The organism is Candidatus Neomicrothrix sp. (assembly GCF_035329545.1).
GTDB lineage: Bacteria > Actinomycetota > Acidimicrobiia > Acidimicrobiales > Microtrichaceae > Microthrix > Microthrix subdominans.
The window spans coordinates 176099-189166 of sequence record NZ_DAOLGP010000003.1 but is presented as its reverse complement, the minus strand read 5'-3'; the positions used below and the strand labels follow the sequence as shown (position 1 = coordinate 189166).

The window sequence follows — 13068 nt, the reverse complement described above, 5'->3', positions numbered from 1 at the left end:
CCATCACCGACGTGCGTCCACCACCCAACTACCCGTTACTGACCCACGCTCCTAGCGGAGGTCGAGGGTGGGTTCGATTCCGCGCCGTTCAGAGTCCGTCCCGACGAGCAGCGCGAGAGCGGCTCTGGGGCCGAGCTGCGGCCGGCGGAGCGATGGCACGTCCGGCTGTCCGGCCGGGCGCGTCGGGAGGGTTCGCTGCTCTGGCTGGCCCCCCAACGATGGGAACCCGGCGACGTCGAATCGTTCCAGCAAGCCATCCTTGGCGCCGGCGAGGCGTTACCGGGTGGCGCCTCGGGGGACGTCGACGCGCAGCGGGTCGGCGCTGCGCTGGGCGACTTTCTGCGCCGACATCCGCACCTGGTCCCCGAGGACCACGAGGGCTTGGGGCTGGTCATGCTCGGCGATGATCAGGTGGTGGCCGCCGTGCTGGGGGCCACCGAGCTCGTCGAGCTGCGCTCCGGGCTGGCCAAGCCGGTGCGGCGCCAGGGCATCCTGCACCTCAGGCACACTGCCGAATCGCCGCTCGAGGTGGAGCTGTCGGTCACACCCCCGGCGCGGCCGCGGGCGCGGATCGTCGTCGAACGCCGCGAGAATCCCTCGTCGACCTGATTCGGGATGTGCCGGCTCGCTTGGGCCCGGCCAGGACCCAGCTCAGCTCTCGGTCAGCCCGGCCCGCAGGCCGATGCGGTCGAGCAGCTCGCGGTCGGTGTTGCCTTCGGGGTTATCGGTCGTCAGCAGCTTCTCGCCGTAGAAGATGCTGTCCGCTCCGGCGGTGAAGCACAGGGCCTGCAGCTCGTCGCTCATCTCGGTGCGCCCGGCGCTCAGGCGCACCGCCGAGTCGGGCATCATCAGCCGGGCGACTGCGACAGTGCGCACAAACTCGAACGGGTCGAGCGTCTCGCCGTCGGCCAGCGGCGTGCCCGGCACCTGCACCAGCTCGTTGATCGGCACCGACTCGGGGTGGTGGGCCAGGTTGGCCAGGGTCATCAGCAGCCCGACGCGATCGGCCCGGGTCTCGCCCATGCCCACGATGCCGCCGCAGCACACCTTCATGCCCGCCGAGCGCACGGCATCCAGGGTGTCCAGGCGATCGCCGTAGGTGCGGGTGGTGATGATCTCCTCGTAGTACTCGGCCGAGGTATCCAGGTTGTGGTTGTAGTAGTCCAGGCCGGCGTTGGCCAGCGCCTCGGCGTGGTCGTCGCTCAGCATGCCCAGGGTCATGCAGGTCTCCAGGCCCAGCGCCTTGACGCCCTCGATCATGGCGCTCACACGCTCGATGTCGCGGTCCTTGGGCGAGCGCCAGGCGGCGCCCATGCAGAACCGCTGGGCACCGGCCTCTTTTGCCCTGCGGGCGGCGGTCAGCACCTTCTCGGTGTCCATCAGCGGCTCGGGCTTCAGGCCGGTGTTGTACTGGGCGGCCTGCGGGCAATAGGCGCAGTCCTCGGGGCAGGCCCCGGTCTTGATCGACAGCAGCGTGCTCAGCTGCACGGCGTCGGGCTCGCGATGGCGACGGTGGGTGCTCTGCGCCCGCCACAGCAGGTCGGTCAGCGGCAGCTCGAACAGGGCGGTCACCTCGTCGGCGGTCCAGTCGTGGCGCAGGTGGTCCGCGGCGCCGGTCGCCGGTGCGGCGGCCTCCGACGTGGTCGCGGCCGGGGACATCGTCGAGGGGTTCATCGTGTCGGTCACCGCGAAAGTGTCGCGGTCTTTGCCTCGCCGATCCAACCCTGTGATGACATGGCCCGATGAGCGACGACGGAAACCAGCGCCCCATCCCGACCGGCCTCACCTTTCACATCACCCCCAAAGAGGTCTGGGAGGCCCAGAAGGCGAGCGGTTCCTATCAGCCCGAGGCGTTCGTCGACGAGGGTTTCGTGCATACGACGAACGACCTGGAGACCTTGCTGATCCCGGCCAATGAGTACTACTCGGCCGACGATCGACCCTACGTATGCCTCACGATCGACCTGGGCCGGGTGACCGGCGAGGTGCGCTTCGACGCCGACCCGCTGATCTACCCGCACATCTACGCGGCGGTGCCGGTCGATTCGATTACCGAGGTACGAAACGCTGAGCGCGATTCCAGCGGCGCCTTCACCGGCTTCGGCCCGCCATGAGACAGCTGACGGCCCGATTCGTGCACTATGCGCATGACTCGAGTCAGCATCTCGGTTCCAGATGACGTGGCGGAGGTCATGCGAAATGCATGAGAGTATGATGTGCGCATGCCCTCTCTTCAGATTCGACATGTTCCAGAAGACGACCATCGACGCTTGAAGGCGCGTGCGGCCATGGAGGGCCGATCGGTGTCCGAGCATGCGCTGATGGTGCTCAGGCGATCGCTGGATCGGCCTACCGTCGATGAGTTCCTCACTCGGCTTGAACGGCGCGACCGCACTGGGCCGAACGTGGAAATCGATGCGGCCGCTCTGGTTCGCGAGCTGCGTGACGCCCGGTGATCGTTCTCGACGCATCGGCCGTTGTGGAGCTGGTCCTGTGGACCGAACGGGGTCGCCGCGTTGGCGACGCCATTGCAAGGGATCGGTCGCTCCATGTGCCCGAGCTGATGGTCGTCGAGGTCGGGTCCGTGCTCCGCCGCCTTGTGGCTCAGGGCGTCGTCAGCGAAGCGATGGGCGCCGATCACCTTGAGTCGGTTCGGCAAATGCCTGCCGAACGATACGGACACGATGTCCTGATGGGGCGAGCCTTCGAGTTGTGCCACAACCTCACCATGTACGACGCCGTCTACGTCGCCCTGGCGGAGTCACTGGCAGCAACGCTCCTCACCTTCGATTCCCGTCTGGCCGGCGCACCTGGTCACCGTGCCGACATCGTCGTGCCGTAGTCGGAGACGGCTACAGCGGCACTTCGCTACGGCGGCGTCAAGCTCAAGGTGAGTTGGTCGCCCTCGCGGAGTTCCCCGACCGCTTCACTGGCCTGCGAGGTGGCGTATGCCGCGAGCGAGGGCTCGCCGGATTTGGCGCTCGATGTTCGGGATCCTCTCGGATCATCCCGAACGGTGGTCAGCCGGCCGCAAGTAACGTGTCGATGAGCTGGCGCTCGACTTCGGAGTTGAGGTTGCGACGAGCAACAAGCGTCGCGTTGGTAAGGGCAATGATTCGTCCCCGTTCATCGGGGGACGCGACGCCGCCGAGCCAATCCCGCACGTCGGTCCAGCGCCACAGCGGTGACCGGCTCGATGCGCCGTGTGCAGGTTCGGGAAATCCCGAGCTGTTGGCATCTCGCTTGATCCAATGATTGACGGCTTGGCGGCTGCGGCCAGTTCGCTCGGCGATGTCGGCCTGGGAGACAAGCTCCTCACCCTCAACTCGCAGGACCCGAATACCTGCCACTGTCTCGGCCTGAGCGGTAGCCGAAGCAATGGCCTCGAGCAGGGTAGGGGCGTCACGGTCGACATCAAGCGCCGGATGCCCGTCGAATGCTGTGACGGCGGCATCGTCGAGTCCAGCTTCAAGGAGCAGGTCGCTGGTTGCCTCATCGATAGGCCGATTGAGAATCAGAACGAAGTTGTGTGTTGTCAGGGCACGTCCTCCGCTTCACCTTGAGAGGATACCCACCAGGTAGACACTGTCAACCGGACCCCCAGCGCTGGCCTACTCGGCGGCCTTCGTATCGGCAGCATCAAGCAGCTGCTTCTCCATGGCCATGGTGAGGAAGTTGAAGTTCCCCTTGTCTTCGAACTTGTCGCTGACGTCGCCGGCGATTGTTGAACGCCATCTGACCTGAGGATGGCGGGCGGGGTTTGGGACAGCTTGGGTGAGGACGGGGTGGTCCTCAGTGGAGTTGTCGTTGGTGTTGGGTGTGGTTGAGGCTGGTCGAGTTCGACCCACACCACGTTCGGACGGGTGGTCGAGGCGAACACGTACCGCTTGTTCGTCAGGTCGGAGACCGTCTGCCACAGGGTTTGTGAAGCTTCGGGCTTGCCAAGATCCGGCGCGCGGAACGGCTGGGCAGCGTTGCGGATGACGCTGAACATGCCTGCGACCGCCTGAAGCTCCGTCTTCGGCCGCTCCAGCCTGCTGACGTAGTACGACGCACGTGCGAACCGGTCGCTCGCCAGGGTGGATCCCGGGATGGGCTGGTCCCCACCCAGCCCGGTAATCATCTTGGCCAGCTCGAGCTGCTTGTCGTAGGTCGTCGAGTTCGTCATGACGACGTAGTCCCGGCTGTGGAACACCTTCGGCTTGCCCTCGCGGTACTCGATGATGCACGAGTCGCCGGTGGCGTCGCCGAGGGCGAGGTGGATCGCCGGAGGCTTGCCGCCGGTGGGGTCGATCATCTGGACGACCTGGACGTCGGTGGACTGCACCCATGCGGCGACTTCGTCGACGGTGGCGAAATTGTCGAGGAAGTACTGCATCCAGACTGCTTGGCCTAGTTGCGTGCGGCTGCTGTCTGGAGTGCCGTAATCGGACTCCGCCAACCACACGTGCCCCGCAAGGCCAGCTTCGTTGAGACCGTGGACGGAGATCATGTCGAACGCGCCCGCCACGACGCTTCCGTACTTCGACGTCCACGTCAGCGCACCGTTTACACCGTCTCTCTCGAGATGCCGCGCGGCTGTGTCCACAGGTTCGTCATCAGGTCTTCGTGGAAGTCCATGTTGCGGCCAACGATGACCGCCCCGTTGGCGTCGGGCCACACCACTCGCGTGCACATGTTCGTTGCTCTTTTCTTTAGGTTGTGACCGGTTGGCCGGTGCTGAATTCCACCTGGGCAAGGTTGTGTTTCGAGAGCTGAGCAACGGTCGTCAGCCCTCCCACTCCCGAGTTCGAACCCCGATTGGAGATTTGGCGTTGACCACTTGTGTCCGTTCCGGCTGGTCCGCTGACAGTCATGAGATCGAGGACTTCGGCGCTGAGTGGGCGCCCTTGCTTCCCCGGGCGATGGTCGCTTGGTGCCCCGGACAGGAATCGAACCTGTGGCCTACCGCTTAGGAGGCGGTCGCTCTATCCAACTGAGCTACCGGGGCGAGGATGGGGCCGGTTGGGAACGTGGGAGTAGACCCCGCACGTGCTTGCCGGTCCGGCTGAACGCTCAATCCTACGGTGCGCGGTTCAGGCGGTTGGTAGCCCGTCCCATGGCCGGCCCTTCGATTGGCTCTCCGTAGTCGGACAGGAGAATGATGCACGCGTCGGAATACGCATAACGGATCGGGAGTTTATGAAAACTTCACCAGTTGGTCTGACCGTGCCTCGACTGGCGGCGGTGGTCCTTGCCGCCGTGATGGCACTCTCCGGTTGCGGCGGTGACAACGAGAGCGCCGACGAAACCGTGGCCCCGGCGTCCGAGACCCCGGAACAGTCCGAGGCGCTCGACACCGATGTGCCCGACCTCTGCAGCCTCTTCACACCCGAGGATTTCCAGGCGCTCACGGGCGAGAAGGCGGGGGAACCCGAGGTCGACGAGGCGATGGGCGCTCTCCGCGGCACCTGCACCACCAGCGCCGAAACTGGGCTTCCACTGGTGCTGATCGCCGCCTACAACGAGTCCGACCGGCAGTCCACGCTGGACATGGTCGACGCCGAACCGGTCGATGACCTCGGGGCGGAGGCGTACTGGAACGACACCCTCGGCCTCGTCATCCCGCAGGAGGGCAAGGACTGGTACCTGCAGGTGGCGGTTAAGGGCGAGGACGACGACCGGGCAGCCTCGGTACAGGTCGCCGAGATCGCCCTCGACCGGCTCAATGGGTGACGCTGGCGTCACATCGACCTGAGCGCTCCGGCCATCGTTCCTCGACGACCTGAGCGGCCTAGCGCTACTCCGGTTCGAGGACGTGGAAGCGCCGGCCGGAGATCTCGTCGGCAGTGATGGCGACGTAGCGGTGCTTCCCCCCGGTCTCCCACGGGAACAGGGGCAGATCCTCGGCGTGGATCAGATCGTCGACCGTGTGGTACTCGCGGGCTTGGCCTTTCACGACGACGCTCCAGGCAACGCCGCTCTCGGCGTCGACGTGGTCCACCTCGTAGGCGACACCGGTGCCCAGCACCGCTGCGGCCAACTTGGTGCCTGGGTCGGTGCGAAACACGATCTTGCGCTTCTCGATCACATGGTTGACCGGGAAGATGTCGGGATGCTTGCCGATCGCCACAGCAAGGCGGCCGGTCCGCTCCCTGGCGAGCAGCTCCCAGCACTTCTCCTCGCTCAGCTCTTCGGTTCCTTCGGCCACGTTGCCAGTCATCTGGGCGGTCCCCTCGCTCGTTGCTTGATCGGCTCCCCCTTTGGTCTACCAGCAACGACGGCGCCGCGGCGCCGCAGGTGTCGGTCGGGCCAAGATGGGAGCCATGCACGTCGAGCCCGGCATCGCCGAACGCCGTATCCGCAACCTGTTGGACCAGCGCATCCGTCCTGCCATCTACGGTCCGGGCTCGCCGCTGAGCGTCACCGCTCACCACGTCGAGGGCGAACCCATCGGTGTGGCGGAGGCAGAGCGGGCCGACTATCTCCCTTTTGCGGTGGGCGACCCGTGGGGGCCGCCGTGGGGCACCTCGTGGTTTCGGTTCTCTGGCACGGTGCCCAAACACCTGGCCGGCCGCCGGGTGGAGGCGATCATCGACCTCGGGTTCATCCGTGGTCAGGTCGGCTTCAACGCCGAAGGGTTGATCTGGCGAGCTGGGGCCCCGCTTCACGGGCTGCATCCGGAGCGTCAGTGGAGCTTGATCAGCCAGGAGGCCCGGGGCGGAGAGCGGGTCGACCTGCTGGTGGAGGCGGCCGCCAACCCGTTCGTCAACCTCAACGTGGTGACCGACCTGGGCGACCTGGCGACCGCCCCGACCTCGCCCCAGTACCGGCTGGCCCGTGCCGAGGTGGCTCCCCTCAACACCGAGGTGTGGCACCTGGTGTTGGAGATCGACTTTCTGCTTCGCCTCGGCTGGCAGCTGGACGCCGGCGCCGGCTCGCGGAAGCTGCGGATGCTCCACTCCTTGGGGCGGGCGGCAGATGCCCTCGACCTGGCCGACATCCCCGGGTCGGCGGCGGATGCACGGGCCGAACTGGCTGAGTTTCTCAGCCTCCCGGCGTCGGCATCGGAGCACCGGGTGACCGCCATCGGCCACGCCCACATCGACACCGCCTGGCTGTGGCCGCTGCGCGAGACCCGCCGCAAGTGCGCCCGGTCGTTCTCCAACTCACTCGACCTGATCGCCAACAACCCGGACTACCGCTTCGGCTGCTCGCAGGCGGTTCAGTACCAGTGGATGATCGACGAGTATCCGTCGGTGGCCGACGGCATCTCCGATGCGGTCGAGGCCGGACGGTGGGTGCCCCTCGGCGGCATGTGGGTGGAGGCCGACGGCAACCTGCCCAGCGGCGAGGCGATGGCCCGCCAGTTTCTGCACGGCCAGCGGTTCTTCCGCGAGCACTACGGCGTCACCTGTCGCGAGGCGTGGATCCCCGACGTGTTCGGGTACCCGGCGTCGCTGCCGCAGATCTTCGCCCTCGGTGGGGCCGACACCTTCGTCACCCAGAAGATCTCCTGGAACCGCACCAACACGTTCCCCCATCACACGTTCCTGTGGGAGGGGCTGGACGGCACCACGATGCCCACCCACTTCCCGCCCGCCGACACCTACAACTCCGAGATCGACCCGGGCGAACTGGTGCCCGCCGCACGCCGGTTTGCCGAGCGTTCGGTGGCCAACCGGTCGCTGCTGCCCTTCGGCCACGGCGACGGCGGTGGCGGGCCCACCCGGGAGATGATGGCCCGCATCAACCTGGCGTCCGACCTGGAGTCGGTGCCGCGGGTGCAGGTGGGCTCGCCCGAGGAGTTCTTCGTCGACGCACTCGCCGAGCTACCCGATCCGCCCCGCTGGGTGGGCGAGCTGTACCTGGAGATGCACCGGGCCACCTACACCGCCCAGGCCAAGACCAAGGCGGGCAACCGTCGAAGTGAGGCGCTGCTGCGCGAGGTGGAGTGGTGGGCGATCGCCGCCGCCGGTGGGCGCCCCGACGCCACCTACCCGTACGAGGAGCTGACCGCACTGTGGCGGGAGGTGCTGACCCTCCAGTTTCACGACATTCTGCCCGGCAGTTCGATCGCCTGGGTCCATCACGAGGCCGAGGAGAGCTACCAGCGGATCATCGGAAGATGCGAGGAGATGATCGCCGGCTCGTTGGCCAGGATCGCCGGGAATGGTGCGGCCACCATGGCGCAGGCCGACAGCCGGCGGGTCGACGGTGGTACGAGTGCGGACTCGGTGGGCGTGCTGCTGGCCAACCCCGCCCCACATGTTCGGTCCGGAGTGCAGGTGGTCGACTGGCCCGACGACGTGACCGTCCCAGCCCTGGCGCAGGGCCTGGCCGACGGGCGGGTTGCCGTCGAGGCGGACCTCCCGGCCGGTGGCTGGGCGTTGGCCCCGGCCGCAAGCGATGTCGAAGTGGCTGCACCTGCGACGGGTCCCGGCAGCGGCGCAACAGGCGCTGACGGTTCCTCGGGCGACCCGGTAGCTGTTTCCTTGACCGCCGCAGCGGACGGCGGCGGGGTGATGACCAACGGTCTGCTCACGCTGAGCTGGGACGGCGACGGTCTGGTCACCTCGTTGCTCGACCACCGGGTGCCCGGCGACCGGGAGGCGCTGTTGGCGGGGGGGCGGGGCAACGTGTTGGAGCTGTCCGACGACGTGCCGCTGGACTACGATGCCTGGGATCTGGAGGCGTACTACGCCAACTCGACCGTTGCCCTCACGGACGCCGACCGGGTGGAGGTGACCGACAGCGGGCCGCTGGTCGCCTCGCTGACGGTGACCCGTCGCCACGGCGACTCGACGTTCACCCAGACCCTCTCGATGACGGCGGGCTCAGCCCGCATCGATATCGCTTACGACATCGGCTGGGCCGAGACCCAGAAGGTGTTGAAGGTGGCCTGGCCCGTCGACGTGCACACCCACGACGTGGCCTCCGAGATCCAGTTTGGGCACGTCGTGCGGCCGGTTCACCAGAACACCAGCTGGGACGCGGCCCGCTTCGAGTTCTGCGCCCACCGCTGGATCGACGCCTCCGAGCGCGGCTACGGCGTGGCGCTGCTCAACGACGCCAAGTACGGTCACGACGCGCTGGGCGGCACGCTGCGCCAGACGCTGCTGACCGCCTCGACCTACCCGGACCCGGCCGCTGACAAGGGGCGTCACCGGTTTACCCTGGCGGTGCTGCCCCACCTGGGCGACCTGGTCGACGGCGAGGTGGTCGCCGAGGGCTGGCGCCTCAACAACCCGGTGCGGGCAATCCCGGTTGGGATCGGTACGGATGGCCTCGGCGGCGACGGACCGCTGGTGCCGGTGACCTGTGAGATCCCGGGCGTGACGATCGAGGCGGCGAAGGCCGCCGAGGATGGCTCCGGCGACCTGATCGTCCGTCTGGCCGAGGTGCACGGCGCCCGCTCGGCCGCCACGCTGACCCTGGGCGCCTCGGCCGCATCGGTGCTGGTGTGTGACCTGTTGGAGGACGAGATGGCCGCCGACGACCCTCGCCGAACGGGCACCTCGGCCCACCTGGTCGACGACACCACCGTCGAGGTGGCGTTGCACCCGTTCAAGGTGCTGACCCTGCGCCTGCCGGGATGACTGCGGCCGTTTCGGCGGCACAGCCGCACCCGCACCCGGGCGGGGGTCAGTAGGTCGACCCGGCCTCTGCCGTTTCCAAGGCGCCATCGACGATGCGGACGGTGCGGTCGCCGTAGCCGAGCACCCGCTCGTCGTGGGTGACGATGATGGCTGCCACCCCGCGTCCCTTGATCTCCCGTTCGAGCAGGTCCATCACCTGCTTGCCCAGCTCCGAGTCGAGCGACGACGTCGGCTCGTCCACCAGCACCAGCGAAGGGTCGTTCATCAACGCCCGGCCAATGGCCACACGCTGCTGCTGACCGCCCGAGAGCTGACCGGGCATGCTGTCGCCCCGTTTGCCCAGGCCGAGCTCGTCCAGCAGCTCGGCGGCGCGGTCCTTGGCGTCGCCGTCGATGCGGGACCCGCCAAACTGGCGGACGACCAGCAGGTTCTCTCTGGCGGTCAGGAACGGCACCAGGTTGACCGACTGGAAGACGAAGCCCACCTGATCCCGCCGGAAGTTGGCCAGTTCCTTGTCGTTCAGGTCGGTGATCTCGGTGCCGCCCACCCGCACGCTGCCCGACGTTGGGCGAAGCAATGCGCCGGCGACAGTAAGCAGCGTGGTCTTGCCCGATCCCGATGGGCCGACGAGCAGCATCATCTCGTCGTCCTCGACGGTCAGGCTGACGTCGTCGAGTGCAACAACCTGGGCCTCGTCGGTCCCGTAGACCTTGCGGGCCTTGTCCAGTTCCAGTGCGGGCATAGCGCTATCCAATCGCTTCAGCAGGATCGATACGGAGGACTCGGCGCAGCGTGAAGAGGCTTCCGAGCAGTGCGCTCAACAACACGCCTACGCCCGTTTGGAGCATGCGGTTGGGGACCAACCTCACGGGCAGCGTGGCGGGGAGCAGGTTGACGAAGACGACGCTCAACGCAAAGCCCAGCGTTACCGCGATGACGCTGACGCACACCGCTTGCAGCGAGATGCCGGCGAGCAGATCGCGCGTGCGGGCGCCGAGTGCCTTGAGCACGGCGTAGAGGCCGACCCGCTCAAGCGTGATCAAGGTGAAGAACAGCGCAACCACCATCAGCGTGACCACGAAGGTGACGCCGATGATGCCCTCGAACGTCGACGACTGCTGCTGGACGACGGGCAGCGCCAAGACCACCTCGTCCGGCGTGGCCACGTCGAGGCCCTCCTGGTCGCCGAGGTGGGCGGCCAGCTTGGTGAGCCGAGTCTGATCCAACCCTGCATCACTGGGCTGGACGACCAACGCCTGGTTAACCCCCGCCGGCAGCAGCGAGGCAGGGTTGGCCGCTCCGACCACCTCTCGCCAGCGTTTGGAGGACAACCACACCGTCGGGGACCCCTGGGAGAGGTCGTCGACGATCCTTGCCACCTTGACCGGCTCCGACGTGGCGCCGAGTAGCAGCGTGTCGCCGACCCCAACGTCGTTGCGGTTTGCCAGGGCGCTGTCGATCACCGCTGCGCCGTCGGCGGGCGGGGCCGGCAGCACATCGGTCGCCAGGTCGTAGCCGAACAACACGATGTCGACGATCCGGCCGTCGGGATCTTCGGCGGTAGAGGCGATCTGGTTGAGCGCACCCACCTTGGTCACGCCGTCGGCCTTCGCCAGCGCGTCGGCCTGCTTTGTGTCGACCCGGGACCGCTGGATCAGCAGGTCGCTCTGCTGAGAAAAGACGAGCAACCGCCCCTCGTGGGCGCGGTACGGGCCGGTCTGGTTGAGCTCCAGCCCGTCGAGAAAGCCGCCCAGCACGACCAGCAGCACCACGAGCATGGTGAGCGCGCCGCCGACCGGAAGGAATCGCCCGGGCCGACGCATCAGCTCCCTGATGAAGATCCTCATGTCCGGATCCCCCGGTTGGTGGTCGCGTTGATCGGGTCGATGGCGAGCACCCGTCGCACCGCTCCGACCGAGGCCACCAGCCCGAGCACCAGGATCACGCCGACGGTGAGCGCAGCGGTCGACAGCTGGAGGCCCGCCCCGAACACGTCGCGGGTGAGGGCCAACAGCCCGGCGGTGACCGCGGAGCCGATCAACGCACCGAGCCCGACCACCACCAACACCTGGATGAGCACCGACGCAATCACGTCGCGGCTGCTGGCGCCGACTGCCCGCAGAAGGACGAGGGCATCCTCCTTCTGAACGGTGAGGATGAGGAAGAACACGCCGGTGACGAGCGCGACGACGATGTACAGCAGCAGATACAGGATGGAAAACGACTGCGTGATCTGGCCGACGCCCGGCAGCGCAGCGACCGCCTCGCTTCGATCCAACGCCTCGATCCCGTCGATCGATTTGGTCAACGACCGGGCAACCTTGGCCGGGTCGGCACCCTTCGCCACCTTGACCCCGATGAGGGAGGGCGCCACGTCGACCGGCCTGCTGGCCCGTGCCTGCGACGCCGCGACGTAGTCCTCGTAGGGCACGTACAGGGTGGGCAGCACGTTGAAGGCCGCATCGTCTGCGGTGCCGACCACCTTGAAGCTGACGCCTTCCACCTTGACCCGCTGGTCGATCTCGACCGGGCTGTCGAAGGACGAGCCGCTGAACAGTGCCTCGCCCTGCGCCGACGGAAGCCGTCCATCGGCGATGTTGGCCGGCACCGACGGGCCGGAGGGATCGCCGCCGACCAGTTGCACGTCGATCTCGGCATCGGCCGAGGAGGAGCCCTCGACCGTTCCCGTAAACACGCTCAGGCCGATCGGCGAGGTGGCCGCCACGTCCGGCGCCGCTGCCACCTCGGCTTCGACCTTGGGCGACAGGATGCTCGTCGCCGGGTTGCTCCGCGCCTGAACGTCGTAGACGAACACATCGGCCGACGACGACTCCAGGCCACCGGTCAATCCGCTCGTCAGAGTTCCGGCCACGGCCTGGAAGAACAGCAACAGCAGCACGAGCAGGGCCACGGCCATCGTCAAGAGCGAGAACCTGCCGAAAGATCGACGGATCTCCTTGAACGCTACGAACATGGGGTCGGATCACTCACGGGGTCTCGCATCGCTCCAGGGTGTCGTAAGGCCGACGTCGGATTTGGCTTCATATGGGTCTACACGACGCCAGGGCGGCTCGAAGACACAGTTGAAGAAACCAGACCTCCAGCGGGGGCGCTCACCGATGATCGAGGTCCGCTCCATGATGCGTACGTCGGGAAGTAGTCCGACGACGCGTCGTGCCGCACGGCCCGGTCGTGGCTGACGAAGAGTCGGTTGAACTGCACCAGCTTGCGCCCGGTGTTGGGGTGGGTGCGCACCACCGGGTGCTTGACGGCCGGGTACTGCTCGCGCATCTCGTCGTCGTCGGGGTCGGCGGTCAGGTCGAGGCCGGACAGCTCGGCGTCGATCGTGACGCCGACCGGCGTGGCATCGAACCGCTCGCAGCTGAGGCTGAGGAGGGGCCGACGCTCCCGGGCCAGGTATCCCATCGGCCCCTCCAACGTGGCGTAGCCGGGCAAGTGAAATCGGTGGCCCCCGAGCTCGTCCGCCGGT

Annotated in this window: 13 protein-coding genes, 1 tRNA gene and 1 pseudogene; 6 read left to right on the top strand and 9 right to left on the bottom strand. The window is 67.3% G+C overall.

The genetic code is table 11. The features are described from left to right. Positions 1–393: 393 nt before the first annotated feature. On the top strand, positions 394–609 hold the full coding sequence (locus tag PKD89_RS03300) for a hypothetical protein (RefSeq protein ID WP_324332270.1): 216 nt from the start codon (positions 394–396) through the stop codon (positions 607–609). A gap of 42 nt (positions 610–651) precedes the next feature. Here PKD89_RS03300 and bioB read toward each other — a convergent pair whose 3' ends face one another. After that, entirely contained in the window at positions 652–1659 is a 1008-nt protein-coding gene (gene bioB / locus PKD89_RS03295; RefSeq protein WP_349257316.1) for a biotin synthase BioB, read from the bottom strand. A gap of 83 nt (positions 1660–1742) precedes the next feature. Between bioB and PKD89_RS03290 the strand changes: the two genes are divergently transcribed. The 3 genes from PKD89_RS03290 (at position 1743) to PKD89_RS03280 (ending at position 2842) form a co-directional block, all read left to right on the top strand. Then, on the top strand, positions 1743–2114 hold the full coding sequence (locus PKD89_RS03290) for a DUF952 domain-containing protein (RefSeq protein WP_289011388.1): 372 nt from the start codon (positions 1743–1745) through the stop codon (positions 2112–2114). Positions 2115–2222: 108 nt separating this feature from the next. Next, positions 2223–2456, top strand: coding sequence for a FitA-like ribbon-helix-helix domain-containing protein (locus PKD89_RS03285; RefSeq protein WP_287393956.1), 234 nt, complete (start codon positions 2223–2225; stop codon positions 2454–2456). Beyond that, a complete protein-coding gene (locus tag PKD89_RS03280) occupies positions 2453–2842 on the top strand; it encodes a type II toxin-antitoxin system VapC family toxin (RefSeq protein WP_289011386.1) in 390 nt (129 codons plus the stop codon). Before PKD89_RS03285 ends, PKD89_RS03280 begins: the two co-directional genes overlap by 4 nt. A 178-nt stretch (positions 2843–3020) precedes the next feature. On the opposite strand, the gene PKD89_RS03275 is transcribed toward PKD89_RS03280, so the two are convergent. From PKD89_RS03275 to PKD89_RS03260, 3 genes and pseudogenes are all read right to left on the bottom strand, one after another. Then, positions 3021–3350, bottom strand: a complete 330-nt coding sequence (locus PKD89_RS03275) for a helix-turn-helix transcriptional regulator (protein WP_289011385.1) — start codon at positions 3348–3350, stop codon at positions 3021–3023. Between the two features lie 261 nt (positions 3351–3611). After that, a pseudogene (locus PKD89_RS19780) lies at positions 3612–4677 on the bottom strand (linear amide C-N hydrolase). A 236-nt stretch (positions 4678–4913) separates the two neighbouring features. Continuing rightward, positions 4914–4990: transfer RNA gene (locus PKD89_RS03260), tRNA-Arg, on the bottom strand. A gap of 191 nt (positions 4991–5181) precedes the next feature. On the opposite strand from PKD89_RS03260, the gene PKD89_RS03255 reads away from it, so the two are divergent. Continuing rightward, on the top strand, positions 5182–5715 hold the full coding sequence (locus PKD89_RS03255) for a hypothetical protein (RefSeq protein WP_289011383.1): 534 nt from the start codon (positions 5182–5184) through the stop codon (positions 5713–5715). A gap of 64 nt (positions 5716–5779) precedes the next feature. On the opposite strand, the gene PKD89_RS03250 is transcribed toward PKD89_RS03255, so the two are convergent. Continuing rightward, positions 5780–6202 carry a pyridoxamine 5'-phosphate oxidase family protein gene (locus PKD89_RS03250; protein WP_287393968.1) on the bottom strand — a complete coding sequence of 141 codons (423 nt, stop codon included), beginning with the start codon at positions 6200–6202 and terminating at the stop codon, positions 5780–5782. Positions 6203–6305: 103 nt separating this feature from the next. Here PKD89_RS03250 and PKD89_RS03245 point away from each other — a divergent pair, with 103 nt between their 5' ends. Further along, a complete protein-coding gene (locus PKD89_RS03245; RefSeq protein WP_289011382.1) occupies positions 6306–9578 on the top strand; it encodes an alpha-mannosidase in 3273 nt (1090 codons plus the stop codon). A 46-nt stretch (positions 9579–9624) separates the two neighbouring features. Here the strand turns inward: PKD89_RS03245 and PKD89_RS03240 are convergent, their stop codons facing one another. The 4 genes from PKD89_RS03240 to PKD89_RS03225 all read right to left on the bottom strand — a co-directional run bounded on the left by PKD89_RS03240 (position 9625) and on the right by PKD89_RS03225 (position 13034). Next, positions 9625–10320, bottom strand: coding sequence for an ABC transporter ATP-binding protein (locus tag PKD89_RS03240; RefSeq protein ID WP_287379863.1), 696 nt, complete (start codon positions 10318–10320; stop codon positions 9625–9627). A gap of 4 nt (positions 10321–10324) precedes the next feature. Next, on the bottom strand, positions 10325–11425 hold the full coding sequence (locus PKD89_RS03235; RefSeq protein ID WP_289011381.1) for an ABC transporter permease: 1101 nt from the start codon (positions 11423–11425) through the stop codon (positions 10325–10327). Continuing rightward, complete coding sequence (locus PKD89_RS03230) at positions 11422–12495, bottom strand: ABC transporter permease (RefSeq protein WP_320415447.1); 1074 nt, start codon at positions 12493–12495, stop codon at positions 11422–11424. Before PKD89_RS03230 ends, PKD89_RS03235 begins: the two co-directional genes overlap by 4 nt. A gap of 134 nt (positions 12496–12629) precedes the next feature. After that, positions 12630–13034 carry a hypothetical protein gene (locus PKD89_RS03225; RefSeq protein ID WP_289011379.1) on the bottom strand — a complete coding sequence of 135 codons (405 nt, stop codon included), beginning with the start codon at positions 13032–13034 and terminating at the stop codon, positions 12630–12632. Positions 13035–13068: the final 34 nt, after the last annotated feature.

What these genes read in the sequence shown, in the direction of transcription:
- PKD89_RS03300 (WP_324332270.1), top strand. Translation starts at nt 394, where the DNA reads ATGCTCGGCGATGATCAGGTGGTGGCCGCCGTGCTGGGGGCCACCGAG.
- bioB (WP_349257316.1), bottom strand. Translation starts at nt 1,659, where the DNA reads ATGTCCCCGGCCGCGACCACGTCGGAGGCCGCCGCACCGGCGACCGGC.
- PKD89_RS03290 (WP_289011388.1), top strand. Translation starts at nt 1,743, where the DNA reads ATGAGCGACGACGGAAACCAGCGCCCCATCCCGACCGGCCTCACCTTT.
- PKD89_RS03285 (WP_287393956.1), top strand. Translation starts at nt 2,223, where the DNA reads ATGCCCTCTCTTCAGATTCGACATGTTCCAGAAGACGACCATCGACGC.
- PKD89_RS03255 (WP_289011383.1), top strand. Translation starts at nt 5,182, where the DNA reads ATGAAAACTTCACCAGTTGGTCTGACCGTGCCTCGACTGGCGGCGGTG.
- PKD89_RS03250 (WP_287393968.1), bottom strand. Translation starts at nt 6,202, where the DNA reads ATGACTGGCAACGTGGCCGAAGGAACCGAAGAGCTGAGCGAGGAGAAG.
- PKD89_RS03245 (WP_289011382.1), top strand. Translation starts at nt 6,306, where the DNA reads ATGCACGTCGAGCCCGGCATCGCCGAACGCCGTATCCGCAACCTGTTG.
- PKD89_RS03240 (WP_287379863.1), bottom strand. Translation starts at nt 10,320, where the DNA reads ATGCCCGCACTGGAACTGGACAAGGCCCGCAAGGTCTACGGGACCGAC.
- PKD89_RS03235 (WP_289011381.1), bottom strand. Translation starts at nt 11,425, where the DNA reads ATGAGGATCTTCATCAGGGAGCTGATGCGTCGGCCCGGGCGATTCCTT.
- PKD89_RS03230 (WP_320415447.1), bottom strand. Translation starts at nt 12,495, where the DNA reads ATGGCCGTGGCCCTGCTCGTGCTGCTGTTGCTGTTCTTCCAGGCCGTG.